Raw genomic sequence first — 17,468 nt, forward strand, 5'->3', positions numbered from 1 at the left:
CCGAACAGAAAAAGCCCCGCTTCATTTACATGAAGCGGGGCTTTTTCACGTTGTACTCACGGAGTACAACAATGTCGATACAGATTCGTATCTATATTAGTAGCGATATACGCGACCGTTTTCGATACGTACTCGGTTACCGACGCGCAGATCGCCTATGCTATCCAGTGTCATGGTTTGATAGGCCCCGCTGTCGAGACGCACACCGATTTGATATACATCACGCACTTGCTGATTACTGTTTTGAATCTGGTTGCCAACCAGCGCGCCGCCGACTACACCTGCTGCTGTGGCTGCAGTGCGGCCTGAACCGCTACCGATTTGATTGCCGACCAAACCGCCAACGACGCCGCCGACTACAGCGCCAGCGCCGATGCCACTACGACCTGTAGTTTGCTGCACGACTTGAATCGAATCAACTACGCCATAAGCAGAGTTGTACGCGGGAGCATTCGAGACAGGTGTTTGCGGATATTGGTTGGCTCCCGGGTCAGAATTGTAAGGAGTGGCACAAGCTGCAAGAAGCGCTACTGAAAGAACAGCAGCAGCCGTGAATATTGTTTTTGTTTGAGTAGTTTTCATGATGACTCCGTTATTGTTAATGGTATTTTTATTGAAGGTACGGGAAGAGCCTAGCTGCGATTGCCGGAATACTCGGTGCGGTAACGTACCTTGCTTCAACGATAGGCAAACATCTGATCGCATACGTCGATAGACCATATCGCCAGCCATGAGTGCGGAGAGGGATGGTTAAGAAAGTGTGTGTTTTGTAACAAAATGCATGCAAGGCTGCGTAACGATTGCGAGGCCGTATTATTTTTATTGCATAGCTTTGTGTGCATGCATGCCGCGTCTCTTTCCCCGCTAGTTCACAAATTCAAATCACAAGGTATTCGGTCCTACCGGTATCGGCGTGGTTTGGGGCAAACGCGAAGTGCTGGAAGACATGCCGCCATGGCAAGGCGGTGGCAACATGATCGCCGACGTCACGTTCGAGAAGACTGTGTTTCAGCCTATCCCGAACAAGTTCGAAGCCGGTACCGGCAACATCGCCGATGCAGTGGGCTTGGGAGCAGCAATCGATTACGTCACCAAAGTCGGTATCGAAAACATCGCACGCTACGAACACGAACTGCTGGTCTACGGCATGCAAAAGCTAGCTGCGATTTCCGGCTTACGTTTGATCGGTACTGCTGCCGACAAAGCCAGTGTCATATCTTTCGTCCTGCAGAGATATACGACAGAAGAAGTCGGCAAGGCGCTCAATGAAGAAGGTATCGCAGTACGTACCGGCCATCATTGCGCACAACCGATTCTGCGTCGCTTCGGTGTGGAAACTACTGTGCGTCCATCACTGGCGTTCTACAACACCTTCGATGAAATTGATCGTTTGATACAAGTGGTGACGCAACTGGCTGGACAGCGTCGGCTTTCATCGAAATAGAAGGCGCATTGAACCGCGATCATTCAAGGTCTTTCAGTTGCTCGAAGATTTTGAATGATTGTCATAAAGAGGTAATAAAACCTTTTTAAGATTCCTTCAGATTTGCCACTCTCCACTATAGGTTTGGGTAAATCTACACAAAGCCTGCGTCCTCACGGACGTGGGTTTTTTTATTAAACGTGTATTTTTTTGCTGAATGGCAATGAGGAAATTTCAACATGCCAGCATATATGAGAAAAACCGAATGGTTTTGCTGACAGGGTATTCGTCATTAAGGCCTATCTGGCCCAGATAAATAATGTTGTTGAGCTAGGTACGTTGCGACACTGGATAACATAGCAGATAAATAAATGATTACTTTGTCTTTGATAATTATCATGTCCGGGACGGAATAATCGCGACCTACTTCACCAAACGATTTTCCTCCATGAGCAAGGTCGTTACGTTTGGTTTTCACGGTAAGTAATTTATCGCCATCCGCTGCGGGACGAGTGAAGCCATATTCATCAGCGACATCTCTAATTTTAGATGCGTCAACGTTACCAGAGACTATTTTTTTCTTAAGAAATGTCTTAGTGACAGCATCATGAGCCAGTCGATTTAAATTAAGTGAAATATCATTGACATTATGTTGAGATAAATTGCGCAATACAACTCGCCTCACTTGTAATTTGCAGGCATCGAATGATATTGCTTTATTCTCAAATTCATCAAATATTGCTTCAATCGAATTGGTAACCGTTGATTCCATAAGGTTGTACAGAAGTAAAAATGCACTAGCCTTAAATGTTCGGATTAAATCTGTTTGTTCAGAATTAGTGAAAACTGGAACTCGCGGTGCGCGATTAGCTAGGATGATTTGTCCGCTATCGACTTTTTCGATGAAGTCAAAATATGCTTTGATTTCATTTACGCGGTCATTGAAATCCTGTTGGACGCCTATCATTATCGTCCTAGCAATTTATCGCGTACGAATTCTATGCGGCGAATAACTTTTGGGCGTGAGTTACTGGCGTCAGATCTCATGAGGTCTTTAAATTCTTCGGATTCAAGCCAATCAACTGATGCAGGTACAAGATTAGGATTAATTCTCAAAGCTAATGCCGTCCCTACAGAAAGAGCTTCATATCTAATACGTGGAGTTCGCACATGTCCTTTGCCTTTACTGAAACCATGCGCAAAGTGCGCTTTAACGAATGCAAGCATGTTGTCCCATTCAGTTTTAGCGATACCCATTTCTGTATCGTTAAATGTTTCCATCTTTGCTTTAAGGAAGGTATCAAGAAATTCCACCACGCTACGATCAAAATTTTGATAGCCATCTAAGTAGGCAAAAAATCTAAGAACAAACTCCTGTGGTTCACGAAGTTTTACTGCTTTTTCACTGAGTGGCGCAAGCTCAATAAAGAGAGGTTGCTGAGAAAGTTCTCTTATAAATTGCAAATATGGCCCGTCATTAACTCCCCAACGTATCTCCATGTCATTAAGTTTCAGACTACCCGTATTAATTCGACCAAAAATATCGCGCCGAACTTCTGCGTCTGATCCTTCGCGTAGTTCGATCATTCTTACCGTATGTCGACCAAAACGTCTTTGGCGAATGGGAGGGAGGTCGCTAAAAAGAAAACCGTTGAGTAGATGTAATCGCTCTAAGCCTGAAAGTCGAAGCTTGTCTTTCATAAATCTCGCCAGAGTTCTCACACGCTGTGAGCCATCAACTATCTCAGCTCGGCCTTCTTGACCTGTTATATCTGCCAGAAATAACATCGGAATAGGAAGACCCATTAGTACGGATTCGATGAATCGAGATTGGTGCTCTTCTGGCCATGTCAGATCTCGTTGATAATCTGGGATAAAAAAATCATTTTCATCCTCTTCAAGTTTATCTAGATATTTATCAACAATAACTTCGACTGGATATTCACGAGTATCGTAATCAATAATCTTGTGATGTGCGGCTATTTGAGCTTCTGCAGCATCACGTTCAGCTGCAGTTTTTTCTGGAATGGCGGTGATGACAGCTGACATTTTTTATACCGTAAGTGAATTAAGGTGATTGTGAATTGAATAGCCGATCGCTTCACCCAAGCGAACGGGAACCGCATTACCGATCAACCGACCTAATGTAGCAAATGAGACTGCTTGTCCTTCAGGGATAAATTTATAATCTGCTGGAAACGATTGAAGAATTGCGCCTTCGCGGAGAGTGATTGCGCGGTCCTGATCAGGGTGACCAAAGCGACCATTCCCGAATCCAAAAAATTGGGTCGTTATTGTTGGAGATGGAATATCCCATTCCATGCGTCCATATACGCTTGGGTAAGTCTGTCCACTTTTTTCTCGATGGCACGCTGCAATTAAATGTTTTGGCCATGATCGCCAGTTGCCACCCGGACGAGATGCTCGGATGCGTTTGAGGTTCAGAGGAGATAGTTGACACGCGCGATGCATGCCATCGTCAATACTTGCTTCTCCCGCCTGAAGCTTTGGCAAATGTGCAATAGCATCACGAACTGTGACGTTTATGGAGGTTTTTGGAGCCTTAACTAAGGAAATAGGTCCGAGTAGTGACGCTAATAAAACAAGACGTTTTCGTTTTTGTGGAATGCCGAAGTCAGGACAAAATGCTTCTTGATGTGTAACGTGATAACCGGCTTTTTCTAGCGTAGCTATGAAAGCAGTGAACACGCTATGGCGCTGAATTTCTGGCACGTTTTCCATGCTTATAATTTCTGGCTTTAGTTCGGCTACTAACCTACCGAATTCACCTAGTAATCCCCATTTTGCGTCAGTGGCTTTGTCTAATCCTTGTGTATATTTTGAGAATGGTTGGCAGGGTGCGCAACCGACAAGAATTCGGATATGTCCAGGTGGGTAAAACGAGGCGAGTTCTTCAACTGTTAAATCAGAAACACTTTTTAATTTGAATGAGGCTTTGCCGTTATTGGCTTCGTACGGAAATTGGCAGGCTGGGTCAATATCGTAACCCGCTGCTACGGGAATGCCTGAAATTAGCATCCCGTTGGTTAGCCCACCCGCACCGCAGAAGAGATCAACCGCAGTTGCGCGAACCTTTGCTCTGCGCTGTTTCGGCAAATCTGGCTCCCCCATTTTCATTCCGCTTCCAATCTTGTTAAGGGCTGATCTTGAATTACTTGATCAGATATTACAAAATTTATATTCTATCGACCGGCGCGCTGAAGGTGAAAAATAAGCGGCTGTATTTAGTTCTTTTATCATTATTGGTCCCGCCGACGAGAATCGAACTCATATCTAGCGCTTAGGAGGCACTCGTTCTATCCATTGAACTACGGCGAGACGCGCGAAAGCGAGGCATGTTGCTCACTTCCGCCCGCGATTATAGCTGACGAAAGTGCAAAGAATGGCAGGATAGGCGCTGCTATCGGTACAATGCGGACTTCATTCTCGATTTACTCTTTTTAATTGGTCGCCTGCAATCGCACGCAGACCTTACATCCTCAGGCATTTATGGCAGTCATCTCTCTCTCGAACGCGCAGCTCGCGTTCGGCCACGTCCCGTTGCTCGATAAAGCGGAATTCTCTCTGGAAACTACCGAGCGCGTGGGTTTGATCGGCCGTAATGGCACCGGCAAATCGTCTTTGCTGAAAATTATCGCCGGTACGTCGAAGCTGGATGATGGCTTGTTTGTCATGCAGCAAGGCATCAAGATCGCTTACGTGGAGCAAGAGCCACATTTTTCGCAAGACATGTCCGTCTATGACGCCGTCGCGTCCGGCATGGGCGATATGCAGGCGTTGTTGACCGAATACGATACGCTGACTGGTCAGTTTGGCGGTGATGACGACGAAGCCTTGATGGAGCGCATGCACGACATCCAGGTCAAGCTGGACGCGGCCGATGCGTGGAATCTGAATCACAAGGTTGAAGCAACGCTTGATCGCTTGAATCTGGTCAAGGATTCGCTGATGGGTACTTTGTCGGGTGGTATGCAAAAGCGCGTTGCGCTGGCACGCGCGCTGGTGAGTGCGCCTGACGTGTTGCTGCTCGATGAACCGACCAATCATCTGGATTTCACTTCGATCCTCTGGCTTGAAGGTTTGCTGCGCGATTACAAAGGTAGCGTGCTGTTTATTACCCATGATCGTAGCTTCTTGGATAACGTGGCGACGCGCATCATCGAACTCGATCGCGGCCGCTTGTTATCTTTCCCGGGTAACTTCAGCGCGTATCAAGTTCGCAAGGCTGAGCAGCTGGAAATCGAAGAAGTCGAAAACGCCAAATTTGATAAATTCCTCGCACAGGAAGAAGTCTGGATACGCAAGGGCGTGCAAGCGCGTCGTACGCGTGATGAGGGCCGTGTGCGCCGTCTGGAAGCATTGCGCCTCACGCGCAGTGCACGGCGTGATCAGCAAGGGCAGGTCAAGCTGGATGTATCTTCTGGCGATCGCTCCGGCAAGATCGTGGCCGAGATGGAAAATATCAACAAGGTCTATGGCGATAAAGTCATCGTCAAGGATTTCAGCGCAACGATTTTGCGTGGCGATAAAGTTGGCCTGATCGGTTTGAACGGCGCGGGTAAGACCACGCTGCTGAAAATGATTCTGGGTGAAGAAGAACCGGATTCGGGCACCGTCAAGCAAGGTACCAAATTGCAGATCGCGTACTTCGATCAGATGCGTGCGCAATTAAATGAAGACATGAGCTTGGCCGACACTATCGCTCCGGGTAGCGACTGGGTCGAGATCAATGGTCAGCGCAAACATGTGATGACTTATTTGAACGACTTCCTGTTTGCTCCGGAACGTGCACGTTCACCGGTTAAATCATTGTCAGGTGGCGAACGCAATCGTTTGCTGCTGGCACGTTTGTTTGCCAAGCCAGCCAACGTGTTGGTGCTCGATGAACCGACCAATGATCTGGATATTGATACGCTGGAACTGCTGGAAGAATTGCTGGAAGAGTACACCGGCACTGTGTTCCTGGTGAGCCATGATCGCACCTTCCTCGATAACGTCGTCACGCAAGTGATCGTGGCAGAAGGCAATGGCTTGTGGCGCGAATATATCGGTGGCTATAGCGATTGGGAGCGTGTACGTCCGGCAGCGATTCCGGCTGGCTCACCAAAAGGTTCGGGCAAAGTGGAAGCTAAAACTGAAGCCGTGTCGTCGCAAGCCGTACCGGCTGCAAAGCAGAAAAAGCTGAGCTACAAAGAACAGCGCGAGATCGATGCTTTGCCGACGCTGATTGCACAGTTGGAAGAAGAGCAAAAAGCGATTACCGAAAAATTGGCCGATGCCAGCATCTATACCAAGCAGCCAGATGAAGCAAAACGCTTGAATCAGCGTTTTGTAGAAATCGACGGCTTGTTGCTGGAAGCACTCGAGAAGTGGGAAACCATAGAGGCGCGCGCGAAAGCGTAATGCAGGAAGAAGAATTACATGTTGCCGTTCCTGCCTGCGCAGGAGCGGCAGATTAATTCAAGCGTCCGATTGCATCTCTCAAATCAGGCAATCTGGCGCGTAATTCCGCTGCATCCATCGCGTACGGACGTTGCTCCAGATACGCTTCGATATCCTGCACCGCAGCTAGCGGGCATTCCAGATTGGCATATGCCAGACCACGATCACGTCGCTCGGTAATTTCACGCGGCAGCAAGATCAATAATCTTTCCTGTACTTCAAGCAAGCGCTGCCAGCGTTCTTGCTGCATGAATAACAGCTTCAGATTGCGCAGCATGCGTACCAAAATGTCACGCGGGCTGGCTGCATCGAGATAGGCGTTGAACTGAAAATCATCCGGGAAATCCTGTTCAAGAATATAAGGTTCTACGCGTTCTTCCAATTCTTCACGCGACAGGCTGGAGCCATTGAATGGGTCCAGCACGACCTGACCGGATTGCACCGATAGCTTCATCAGAAAATGTCCTGGAAATGAAATGCCCTGAACTTCCAGATCAATTTGCTGCGCCAGTTCCATATACAGAATCGCGAGCGAAATCGGAATCCCGCGGCGCGTGCTGAGCACACGATGCAAGTAGCTGTTATCGGGATTGTAGTAATCGTTGACGTTGCCGCTGAAGCCGAGCTCATTGTAAAAATAATGATTCAGCATGCGCAGTTTTTGCAGGTGGGAGGCATCGTCGGGCAGGCGTTGCCTGAGTTTCGCGGCAAGCGTGTCGACTTCCTCCTCCAGAGCCGCCAGATCGAGATCCGGATCGGCGTCCTGGGCAATCGCCAATGCAGCTTCGAACAAGGGAATGCTGTCGTCTTGCTGCACCAGCGTTGAAAAGTATTCGAGAGTGTTGATCGTCATATGCCTCCATCATAACGAGGATGCGGCGAACGTGCAGACGCACGTTCAAGGTGTTGCGATCAGTGTGCTATCCGTTTGAAATCGCGGAAGCGAAATCCCATGGCCAACAATGCACCAAAATAACTGACGCCGCAAGCTGCCATCACAATCAGCAAGGCGCTGACGCGGCGTAGCGGGAATGCGCGCATTTCTACCCAGTCGAAATGTCCAGCCGTCCACAAGGCAACGCCGCCCATCAAAAACAGTGCACCGGCCAGGCGAATAAAGAACATGCGCCAGCCTGGTAAGGCTGAATAAATTCCGCGGCTTTTCAGGCCCCAATACAAGAAGCCTGCGTTCAAGCATGCGCCCAAACCGATCGACAGGGCCAGACCTGCGTGTGCAATCCAGGGTACAAAAATCAGGTTCATCAATTGTGTTGCAATCAGTACACCGATTGCAATTTTGACCGGGGTTTTGATGTTTTGTTGCGCATAAAATCCGGGCGCAAGAATTTTTACCAGAATCAAACCGATCAGACCGACGCCATAAGCGACCAAGGCTCTTGACGTCATTGCAACCGATTGCGCATCGAATTTCCCGTAATGGAATAAGGTTGCGGTCAATGGCTCGGAGATCGTTGCCAGGCCGACGGCGCAGGGTAGGGCCAGCAAGAAGGTCAGGCGCAGGCCCCAATCCAGCAATGATGAATATTCAGCAGTATTACCCTCGAAATTAGCCTTGGATAAGCTCGGTAGCAAGATTGTCCCAAGTGCGACTCCAAGCAGGGCGGTCGGGAATTCCATCAGGCGGTCAGCGTAAGACAACCACGAGACACTGCCGCTTTCCAGCCGCGATGCAATGTTTGTATTGATCATCAAGCTGATTTGCGCAGCAGAGACGGCGAATACGGCCGGTCCCATTTTGCTCAAAATCTTGCGCACGCCGGCATCACCAAGGCTGGTAAACGGATTTTTTGAAATACGCGGCAACATGCCGATTTTCAGCAAGGCCGGAATCTGGATCGCCATCTGCAAAATACCGCCAACCACGACGGCAATTGCCATGGCGTAGACGGGCGTTTCGAGATAGGGTGCGAGGAACAGCGTGGCGACGATGAAGGACAGATTTAACAGAACCGGCGTGAAGGCTGGAATCTTGAATTCGCGCCAAGTATTCAGAATGCCGCCGCTAAGCGCGACGAAGGACATGAAGCCGATATATGGAAACATCACGCGCGTCATCCAGACCGAAGCATCAAATGCGGGGCCCTTGGCTTTGAGGCCGGTAGCGATCAGGTAGACAATAAACGGGGAGGCAATGATGCCAATCAGGCAAGTGAGCAGCATCGTCCACATCAATACGGTGGCGACGTGATCAACCAGAGTTTTGGTGGCTTGTTCGCCTTTCTGGCTTTTATATTCGGCCAGAATCGGTACGAATGCCTGCGAAAAGGCACCTTCGGCAAACAGGCGGCGTAATAAATTGGGGATGCGGAAGGCGATATTGAACGCATCGGTATAGGCGGATGCGCCAAATGCACGGGCAAACAGGATCTCGCGGATCAATCCTGTCACACGAGAAACCATCGTCATGCCGGATACTGCCGCGAGCGTTTTGTGCAAGTTCATGGAGCGGGATTATAGCTGGTGGCAGATAAGCTTGGCGTACGGATTCCTATTGGTTTTGACTGCAGTGCAAGCTGCCAGCGGTATTGGTAGTTGCGACTAGGCAATGTCATAAAACCAGCATGCAGGTATTTGATGTCAAATTAGTATTTATTTGGTAACGGTGGCGTATTGTCCTTAAAATAGAGGCACTCGCGCAAACCGCGCGTTTTGCAACAAGCTTCGTGCCTTGATAGCATCTATTTGCGTGATTGGCAAAATGCCGCTATAATCCGAGGCTTCACAGAATTCTGTCTCACTAATGCGTGTTTGCGAATGCGCTTCGACCCTGTTTTAGGAAATAATATTCATGGCAAATACCGCACAAGCACGCAAACGCGCTCGTCAAGCAGTCAAACAAAACGCTCACAATTCGAGCCAACGTTCGACATTGCGTACAGCAGTTAAAGCAGTTCGCAAAGCAATCGAAGCTGGCGACAAAACTGCAGCAGCTGAAGTTTTCTTGAAATCTGTTTCGACGATCGATCGTATCGCCGACAAAAAGATCATTCACAAAAACAAAGCAGCACGTCATAAAAGCCGCCTCGCAGCAGCTTTGAAAGCGCTGGCTTAATAGATTCCTTGTGTTGCTGCAGAAATGCAGCGATCAAGTAATAAAAACCCCGCATGATTTTCATCATGCGGGGTTTTTATTTGTGTCGCACTTTTGCAAGTGTCCGGTAGTACTTCGCTACTTAGCTTTCAATTTCTTATCTACCCTTCGGCAAACCATCAATCATGCTACCCGGCTTGATATTTTTTTGCTTGAACCAGCCCTCGTTCATTTCCAGCGCATAACGCACCGGTTTTTTCGAGCAATGTGATTCCAGGGTTTGCGGTTTCATATTCTCGATATTCACGATCTTGCCATCGTCGTCAATGAATGCGACGGACAGCGGGATCAAGGTATTTTTCATCCACATGCAAACGCCAGCCGGTGCGCCGAAGAGAAAAACCATACCCTCGTTCTGCGCCATGTGTTCGCGGAACATCAAACCTTGCTGACGCTCGGCCTCGGTAGCAACGACTTCAGCTTGAATAACGTGCATACCCGTGGTCAGTGGAATCACCGGGAATTTCTTGTTTTGCTGAGCAAATACCGCGCCCGCAGAAAGTGCTGAGGTAATGACTAAAGCGGCTGCGCAAGTACTGAAGAATTTATTCATGAGGCGATGTCTGAGCAAAAGGTAATGTGGAATGAATCTGCAGGAGTGTAATTCAAAAAATAGAATACGCGTTTCTCCCACAAAAAAATGAAGCGCTGAAAATCTGTAAGAACTTAGATTGAGTGTTGCTTAAAGACCTAACTCAGAGGCAGAAATTTCGCGCGATTCACCAGGTAAAAGTGGATGCGACTGCAAGGAGATCGCACCTATTGCGATGCGAATCAGGCGCAGTGTGGGCAAACCGACGGAGCCAGTCATGCGGCGCACCTGCCGATTTTTTCCTTCGGCCAGCGTAATGGCCAGCCAACTTGTCGGTACTTGAGCGCGTTCGCGTATGGGTGGATCGCGTGGCCAAAGCCAATCGGGTTCCATTACTCGTTTTGCTTCGCAGCCCTGAGTAATGAAATCCCCAAGATCAAGCGGTGCGCGCAAGCGGGCGAGTACTTCAGCGTCGGGAATGCCTTCTACTTGAACCAGATAGGTTTTTTTCTGTTTGTGATCGGGATGACTGATTGCATGCTGCAACTTGCCATCGTCCGTCAGCAACAACAAGCCTTCGCTGTCGGCATCCAGCCTGCCCGCAGGATAGACGCCGGGAATATCCAGATAATCCGCGAGAGATGGTCGGGTCGGATGCGGCGAGAATTGGCACATTACCTGGAAGGGTTTGTTGAACAGAATCAGAGGCATGGTCGACGGTATGGGTTTTGAAAAATCGATCGCGAGTACAAAATACAAGCGAGAATCAGATGGAATGGTAAAGAGATTTCATCTGATGCGATATCAAAATACGGGTCTTAACGTGCCCTAATTTTGTGCGAGACAATAAAAAACCCCGCCGGGGCGGGGTTTTTCTTTAAGCTTCTTAAAAAATTAAGGAGCTTGAATGTTGGAAGCTTGCTTGCCTTTAGGGCCTTGCGTGACTTCGAACTGTACTTTTTGACCTTCTTTGAGAGTCTTGAAGCCGTTCATCTGGATTGCGGAAAAGTGTGCAAACAAATCTTCACCGCCGTCGTCCGGGGTGATAAAGCCGAAGCCTTTAGAATCGTTGAACCACTTGACTGTACCTGTTGCCATAAAAAGCGTCTTTCTATATAGACTTAATCACACGAGCCGCAAAAGAAAGAAGCCTCGACTATCGTTGCCCCTCCTAAAACCTGCTCACTTCATATTGACAGCCAATGTTGTCAAGCATGTCAATAAAAGTCATTCTTTACGCAAAAAATATAAAAGTCAAGATTTTTGATGCCGTGTTTGCAAGTTTATTTTAGGTGCTGAAAACACGACCTCTTGAATTCCTGTAATTGATCGTCATCTGCGTCTTCAGAAGAAAACGCGTAAGATTTAAATTAATTTGTTTCTCTGTTCTTCTGGGCATTGTGCGCACAGGTGAACGTATTAGAATAGACCTATGGCGATTAAGCATGACGATGGTACGGTCCTTATGCGGCAAGAGCAAAAACTCAAGCCGCCGTCTATGTATCAGGTGTTATTGTTGAATGATGATTACACGCCGATGGAATTCGTCGTGATGATTCTTCAGGAATACTTTAGTAAAGATCGTGAGACATCAACGCAAATCATGCTCATGGTTCACCGGGACGGAAAAGGTATTTGTGGCGTGTATCCGAAGGATATTGCGTCTACGAAAGTTGAGCTGGTTTTGAACCACGCCCGAAAAGCAGGGCACCCCCTGCAGTGCGTGATGGAGGAAGTATGATTGCGCAGGAATTGGAAGTCAGTTTGCACATGGCCTTTGTCGAAGCAAGACAGGCGCGCCATGAATTCATCACCGTTGAGCACCTGCTCTTGGCACTGCTGGACAATCCATCAGCGGCCGAGGTTTTGCGTGCTTGTGCGGTCAATATCGAAGACCTGCGTAAAACGTTGACTAATTTTATCGGCGATAACACGCCGACAGTCCCTGGCGCTGCAGAAGTCGATACCCAGCCTACACTTGGTTTTCAACGCGTGATTCAGCGTGCGATCATGCATGTTCAATCTGCGTCTAACGGCAAGAAGGAAGTGACCGGTGCGAATGTGCTGGTTGCGATCTTTGGTGAAAAGGATTCGCACGCAGTTTATTATCTGCACCAGCAAGGCGTAACGCGTCTCGACGTGGTGAACTTCATTTCTCATGGCGTACGCAAGGATCAACAGATCGACGCGCAGAAAAGCTCTGAAGGTGCGGAAGACGTGTCTACCGCAGAAGGCCAGCCTAAAGAAAGCGCACTTGATCAGTTCACACAGAATCTGAACAAGCTGGCTAGCGAAGGCAAGATCGATCCGCTGATTGGTCGTGAAGGCGAAGTCGAGCGCGTTATCCAAACCTTGTGCCGTCGCCGTAAAAATAATCCACTGCTCGTTGGTGAAGCCGGTGTTGGTAAAACCGCGATCGCCGAGGGCCTCGCATGGCGCATTACGCAAGGTGAGGTACCGGAAGTATTGCAAAACGCCATCGTGTATTCGCTCGATATGGGCGCGCTGTTGGCGGGTACCAAGTATCGCGGCGACTTTGAGCAACGTTTGAAAGCGGTATTGAAGCAATTGAAAGACAATCCGAACGGGATTCTCTTCATCGATGAAATTCATACCATCATCGGTGCCGGTTCGGCATCGGGCGGCACCTTGGATGCATCTAATTTGCTGAAACCTGCATTATCCAACGGTCAGTTGAAATGCATAGGCGCGACCACGTTCACTGAATTCCGTGGAGTGTTTGAAAAAGACCACGCTTTGTCACGCCGCTTCCAGAAGATCGATGTGAACGAGCCTACGGTCGAACAAACCATTCAAATTCTGCGTGGCTTGAAATCGCGTTTCGAAGAACATCATGGTGTGAAATATTCGGCATCGGCTTTGACGTCGGCTGCGGAGCTGGCTGCGCGCTTTATTAACGACAGACATTTGCCCGACAAGGCAATCGATGTGATCGATGAAGCGGGTGCTGCACAACGGATCTTGCCGAAATCGAAGCAAAAGAAAACAATTGGTAAAGCCGAGATCGAAGACATTATTTCCAAAATTGCGCGTATCCCACCGCAAACGGTTAATCAGGACGATCGTTCGAAATTGCAAACGATCGATCGCGATTTGAAGAATGTCGTGTTCGGTCAGGATCCTGCACTCGAAGCATTGGGTTCAGCGATCAAGGTTGCGCGCGCCGGTTTGGGTAAAACGGACAAACCGATTGGCTCTTTCCTGTTCTCCGGACCTACCGGTGTTGGTAAAACCGAAGCAGCGAAGCAACTCGCCTTCATCATGGGTATCGATCTGATTCGTTTCGATATGTCCGAGTACATGGAGCGCCATGCGGTCAGTCGTTTGATCGGAGCACCTCCGGGCTACGTTGGTTTCGATCAAGGTGGTTTGCTGACTGAAGCGATTACCAAAAAACCGCATGCTGTTCTGCTGCTCGATGAAATCGAAAAAGCACATCCGGATATTTTCAATATCCTGTTGCAGGTGATGGATCACGGTACGTTGACGGATAACAATGGTCGCAAGGCGGATTTCCGTAATGTGATCATCATCATGACGACGAATGCCGGTGCCGAAAGCCTGCAGAAACGCACGATCGGTTTCACCGAGAAGAAAGAAGCCGGCGACGAGATGGCGGATATCAAGCGCATGTTTACGCCTGAGTTCCGTAATCGTCTGGATGCGATCATCAGCTTCCGTGCACTGGATGAGGAAATTATCTTGCGTGTGGTCGACAAGTTCCTGATGCAGCTCGAAGAACAATTGCACGAGAAAAAAGTGGAAGCGATCTTTACCGACAAGCTTCGTACTTTCCTCGCCAAGAAGGGCTTCGATCCGCTCATGGGCGCGCGCCCAATGTCACGTCTGATTCAAGACATGATACGCAAGGCGCTGGCAGATGAATTGTTGTTTGGTCGTCTGGTTACCGGTGGCAAGGTCACAGTTGATCTGGATGAAAACGATCTGATCAAACTGGATTTTAGCGAAGGTGATACAGCGCCTCCTGCAGCAGCGCAAGAGACGGTTGAAGTGGAGTAAAGCTTCTGCCGGAAAATTAAAAAGCCCGAACTACAGTTCGGGCTTTTTCAATTCTGCGTCTGATTTCAAGTCTTGCTTGAAGTCGAGGTACGCCATGCTACTCATATGAGCAGTATGGCGACATTTCTATGCCGCACGCAAAGCGGCAGCACATTCCTTGATCAAGGCCGGGCCACGATAAATCAAGCCGGTATATAGCTGCACCAGCGATGCGCCTGCATCAATTTTGGTTTGTGCATCTTCGCCTGACAAAATCCCACCGACGCCGATGATAGGCAGGGCACCACCCAGTTCTTTTTTCAATGCACGGATCACGATATTCGACGATTCGAAAACTGGTGCGCCGGACAGACCGCCGGTTTCTTCCGCATGTTTCATGTTCTTGACTGCATCACGATTGATCGTCGTGTTGGTCGCGATGACGCCATCCATCTTGTGACGTAACAATGCTTGTGCAATAGTCTGGATTTGTTCGGAATCAATATCAGGCGCAATCTTCAACGCAATAGGTACATAACGTTTGTGCTGATCCGCCAGACGTTGCTGCGCTTCCTTGAGCTGGGATAACAACGCGTCGAGCTCGGATGCACCTTGCAATTGCCGTAGATTCTTGGTGTTCGGTGACGAAATGTTCACAGTCACATAGCTGGCGTATGGATATACCTTTTCCAGGCAGATCAAATAATCATCGACTGCGCGTTCAATTGGCGTATCTGCATTTTTGCCGATGTTCAGGCCGAGAATACCTTCCTTGTTTTGATAGAAGCGCGATGCCTGCACGTTGGCGACAAAGGTATCGACCCCGCCGTTATTAAAACCCATGCGATTGATGATTGCGTTGGCCTGTGGCAGGCGAAACATGCGTGGCATAGGATTGCCTGGTTGCGCACGCGGAGTGACGGTGCCGACTTCAATAGAGCCGAAGCCTAGGGTAGCCAGGCCATCGATATAGGCACCATCTTTATCCAGTCCGGCAGCGAGGCCGACCGGATTGGGGAAGGTGATGCCCATTACGGTACGCGGATTGCTGGCAGGTTTTGCGATCGATGCAGTCAAGCCCAATGCTGCGGCACGACGCAGGGCCGGCAAGGTCAGGTTATGAGCGGCTTCCGGATCGATGGCAAATAAAAGGGGGCGAGCAAGTGCGTAGAGAAGTTTTTCGGACACGATGGGAGTCAAGTTGGTGAATCAGGGTTGTGAGTAAGGCCTTCGGAGCGGTCACATTGAAAATGCGATGAGCGCTCAAGTGCGAGCATTTTAGCGCGAGGTAGGCGGCTCGGTGTCATCCAGTGCTTGCCATTCTCCATGTTGTAGCGCTTCCAGCGGTTGGAAGTTTTGTTTGTATGACATTTTCTGGCTCTGCTTGATCCAATAGCCGAGATAGACGTAAGGCATTTGCAGCAATTTGGCTTGTTCTATTTGCCAAAGGACATTGTAGGTGCCGTAGGAAGTGTTTTTTTCGTCGGGATCGTAAAAAGTGTAGACGGAAGACAGGCCATCATCGAGTACGTCGATGATGCTGATCATGCGCAAGATGCCATCTGCGTCGCGAAACTCTACCAGTCGCGTATTCACTTTGCTTTGCAAAAGAAATTGTGCGTACTGATCGCGACTATCCTGGTCCATGCCGCCGCCTGCATGTCGTGCGGCTTGATAACGCAGATAGAGATCGTAATGCTCGCTTACATAGGCAAGCTTGGTTACCGAAGTCTGCAAGTCACCATGCTTGTTTTGCGCACGTTTTTGACTGCGATTTGGTGCAAACTCATTGGCCTTGATGCGGACGGGAGTGCATGCCTGGCAGCCGTCGCAATACGGACGGTAGGTAAAAATTCCACTGCGACGAAATCCATTTTTGACCAGTTCGCTATAGACATCGGCGTTGATTAAATGTGAGGGAGTTGCAACTTGCGAGCGTGCCTGACGGCCATCCAGATAGCTGCATGGATACGGTGCTGTCGCATAAAACTGCAGAGTGGAGAACGGTAGTTCTTTTGGATGCGTCATGATTGCTGATGGTGGCTAATTCGGCGACTCGATTTAACTCTACTACTTTTACGTTATTTATATCAGATAGATGTTGCAATGTAAGCGCGCTTTCAATCGACTTCAAATACGGGAATCGGTTTCCAATTCTTGATTTGGGGGGCGTTAATTGCTTGCTGCAAGCGAGAAATAAATTCTGAGCGTGCAATCGGCGTAGCGCCCAGTGATGCCAAATGTGCAGTCTGCTGTTGGCAGTCTATCATTGAAACTCCCTGACTTTTCAGGAAGTGGACGAGATAGGCGAGAGCGATTTTTGACGCGTCTGTCACGCTTGTAAACATTGATTCGCCATAGAACATTTTGCCTATGCATACGCCGTATGCGCCGCCCACTAATTTGTCGTCCAACCAAACTTCCGCCGAATGGGCATAGCCTTGCTTATGCAGGCCGCCATATCCGGCAATGATGTCTTCGGAGATCCACGTGCCGATTTCACCATTGCGCGGCGCAGCGCATGCACGCATGACATCTTCAAATGCTTGATCGAAACTAACTCGCCACTTTCCGTTTGATTCCATGCTGCGATGGACGGTTTTTAATGTCTTTTTCAGGCTCGCAGAGATTTTAAAATCATCTACGAACAGCACCATGCGCGGATCTGTGCTCCACCACAGTATCGGTTGTCCTTCGGAGAACCAAGGGAAAATCCCGTTCTGATAAGCCTGCAACAGGCGTTCCGGAGAAAGGTTGGCGCCGGCAGCCAGCAAACCCGCGGCGCCATCGGCTTCGGTCAATGCACTGGATACATTGGGGAACGGCTCATCATCTTCCAGCCATGGAATCATCGCTTATCCCTGTTTTGGATCATTATTTCGCGCGATTTTAGTGCGTAAAACATGATTTTTTCAGTC

At 48.9% G+C, this 17,468-nt stretch carries 16 protein-coding genes, 1 tRNA gene and 1 pseudogene; 5 read left to right on the forward strand and 13 right to left on the reverse strand.

All coding sequences use genetic code 11. The features are described from left to right. Positions 1–96 precede the first annotated feature (96 nt). Positions 97–582 carry an outer membrane lipoprotein gene (locus Hfont_RS05330; protein ID WP_112991246.1) on the reverse strand — a complete coding sequence of 162 codons (486 nt, stop codon included), beginning with the start codon at positions 580–582 and terminating at the stop codon, positions 97–99. Between the two features lie 286 nt (positions 583–868). On the opposite strand from Hfont_RS05330, the pseudogene Hfont_RS05335 reads away from it, so the two are divergent. Beyond that, positions 869–1,444: pseudogene (locus tag Hfont_RS05335) on the forward strand (aminotransferase class V-fold PLP-dependent enzyme); the annotation flags it as partial. A gap of 271 nt (positions 1,445–1,715) precedes the next feature. Here the strand turns inward: Hfont_RS05335 and Hfont_RS05340 are convergent. The 4 genes from Hfont_RS05340 to Hfont_RS05355 all read right to left on the reverse strand — a co-directional run bounded on the left by Hfont_RS05340 (position 1,716) and on the right by Hfont_RS05355 (position 4,762). After that, complete coding sequence (locus Hfont_RS05340; RefSeq protein ID WP_112991248.1) at positions 1,716–2,390, reverse strand: MAE_28990/MAE_18760 family HEPN-like nuclease; 675 nt, start codon at positions 2,388–2,390, stop codon at positions 1,716–1,718. After that, positions 2,390–3,472: a DUF262 domain-containing protein gene (locus tag Hfont_RS05345; RefSeq protein ID WP_112991250.1), complete on the reverse strand. Its 1,083-nt coding sequence runs from the start codon at positions 3,470–3,472 to the stop codon at positions 2,390–2,392. The genes Hfont_RS05340 and Hfont_RS05345 overlap by 1 nt, the downstream gene beginning before the upstream one ends. 3 nt (positions 3,473–3,475) lie before the next feature. Then, on the reverse strand, positions 3,476–4,561 hold the full coding sequence (locus Hfont_RS05350) for a DNA cytosine methyltransferase (RefSeq protein ID WP_241523015.1): 1,086 nt from the start codon (positions 4,559–4,561) through the stop codon (positions 3,476–3,478). Between the two features lie 126 nt (positions 4,562–4,687). Further along, positions 4,688–4,762, reverse strand: a tRNA-Arg gene (locus Hfont_RS05355). A gap of 171 nt (positions 4,763–4,933) precedes the next feature. Here Hfont_RS05355 and Hfont_RS05360 point away from each other — a divergent pair. Then, entirely contained in the window at positions 4,934–6,847 is a 1,914-nt protein-coding gene (locus tag Hfont_RS05360) for an ATP-binding cassette domain-containing protein (protein WP_112991252.1), read from the forward strand. Positions 6,848–6,899: 52 nt separating this feature from the next. Here Hfont_RS05360 and Hfont_RS05365 read toward each other — a convergent pair whose 3' ends face one another. Beyond that, a complete protein-coding gene (locus tag Hfont_RS05365) occupies positions 6,900–7,739 on the reverse strand; it encodes a SirB1 family protein (RefSeq protein WP_112991254.1) in 840 nt (279 codons plus the stop codon). Between the two features lie 59 nt (positions 7,740–7,798). Further along, positions 7,799–9,349 carry a murein biosynthesis integral membrane protein MurJ gene (gene murJ / locus Hfont_RS05370; protein WP_112991255.1) on the reverse strand — a complete coding sequence of 517 codons (1,551 nt, stop codon included), beginning with the start codon at positions 9,347–9,349 and terminating at the stop codon, positions 7,799–7,801. A gap of 346 nt (positions 9,350–9,695) precedes the next feature. Here murJ and rpsT point away from each other — a divergent pair, with 346 nt between their 5' ends. Beyond that, on the forward strand, positions 9,696–9,959 hold the full coding sequence (gene rpsT, locus Hfont_RS05375; protein WP_112991257.1) for a 30S ribosomal protein S20: 264 nt from the start codon (positions 9,696–9,698) through the stop codon (positions 9,957–9,959). Positions 9,960–10,095: 136 nt separating this feature from the next. On the opposite strand, the gene Hfont_RS05380 is transcribed toward rpsT, so the two are convergent. The 3 genes from Hfont_RS05380 to cspE form a co-directional block, all read right to left on the reverse strand. Beyond that, positions 10,096–10,551: a DUF192 domain-containing protein gene (locus tag Hfont_RS05380; protein WP_112991258.1), complete on the reverse strand. Its 456-nt coding sequence runs from the start codon at positions 10,549–10,551 to the stop codon at positions 10,096–10,098. Positions 10,552–10,680: 129 nt separating this feature from the next. Then, the gene (locus Hfont_RS05385; protein WP_112991260.1) at positions 10,681–11,241 is read right to left on the reverse strand and encodes a pseudouridine synthase; all 561 of its coding nucleotides are present in this window, start codon (positions 11,239–11,241) and stop codon (positions 10,681–10,683) included. Positions 11,242–11,424: 183 nt separating this feature from the next. Next, a complete protein-coding gene (cspE, locus tag Hfont_RS05390; protein WP_009665919.1) occupies positions 11,425–11,628 on the reverse strand; it encodes a transcription antiterminator/RNA stability regulator CspE in 204 nt (67 codons plus the stop codon). A 334-nt stretch (positions 11,629–11,962) separates the two neighbouring features. On the opposite strand from cspE, the gene clpS reads away from it, so the two are divergent. Further along, complete coding sequence (gene clpS, locus Hfont_RS05395; protein ID WP_112991262.1) at positions 11,963–12,271, forward strand: ATP-dependent Clp protease adapter ClpS; 309 nt, start codon at positions 11,963–11,965, stop codon at positions 12,269–12,271. Continuing rightward, positions 12,268–14,571, forward strand: a complete 2,304-nt coding sequence (gene clpA / locus Hfont_RS05400) for an ATP-dependent Clp protease ATP-binding subunit ClpA (protein WP_112991264.1) — start codon at positions 12,268–12,270, stop codon at positions 14,569–14,571. The genes clpS and clpA overlap by 4 nt, the downstream gene beginning before the upstream one ends. A gap of 126 nt (positions 14,572–14,697) precedes the next feature. Here the strand turns inward: clpA and Hfont_RS05405 are convergent, their stop codons facing one another. From Hfont_RS05405 to aat, 3 genes are all read right to left on the reverse strand, one after another. Beyond that, a complete protein-coding gene (locus Hfont_RS05405; RefSeq protein WP_112991266.1) occupies positions 14,698–15,738 on the reverse strand; it encodes a quinone-dependent dihydroorotate dehydrogenase in 1,041 nt (346 codons plus the stop codon). Between the two features lie 90 nt (positions 15,739–15,828). Next, positions 15,829–16,578 carry an arginyltransferase gene (locus Hfont_RS05410; protein WP_112991267.1) on the reverse strand — a complete coding sequence of 250 codons (750 nt, stop codon included), beginning with the start codon at positions 16,576–16,578 and terminating at the stop codon, positions 15,829–15,831. A gap of 92 nt (positions 16,579–16,670) precedes the next feature. After that, entirely contained in the window at positions 16,671–17,402 is a 732-nt protein-coding gene (gene aat / locus Hfont_RS05415; RefSeq protein ID WP_112991269.1) for a leucyl/phenylalanyl-tRNA--protein transferase, read from the reverse strand. Positions 17,403–17,468 lie beyond the last annotated feature (66 nt).

Origin of the sequence: Herminiimonas fonticola (genome assembly GCF_003293745.1) — a bacterium.
GTDB classification, from domain to species: domain Bacteria; phylum Pseudomonadota; class Gammaproteobacteria; order Burkholderiales; family Burkholderiaceae_D; genus Oxalicibacterium; species Oxalicibacterium fonticola.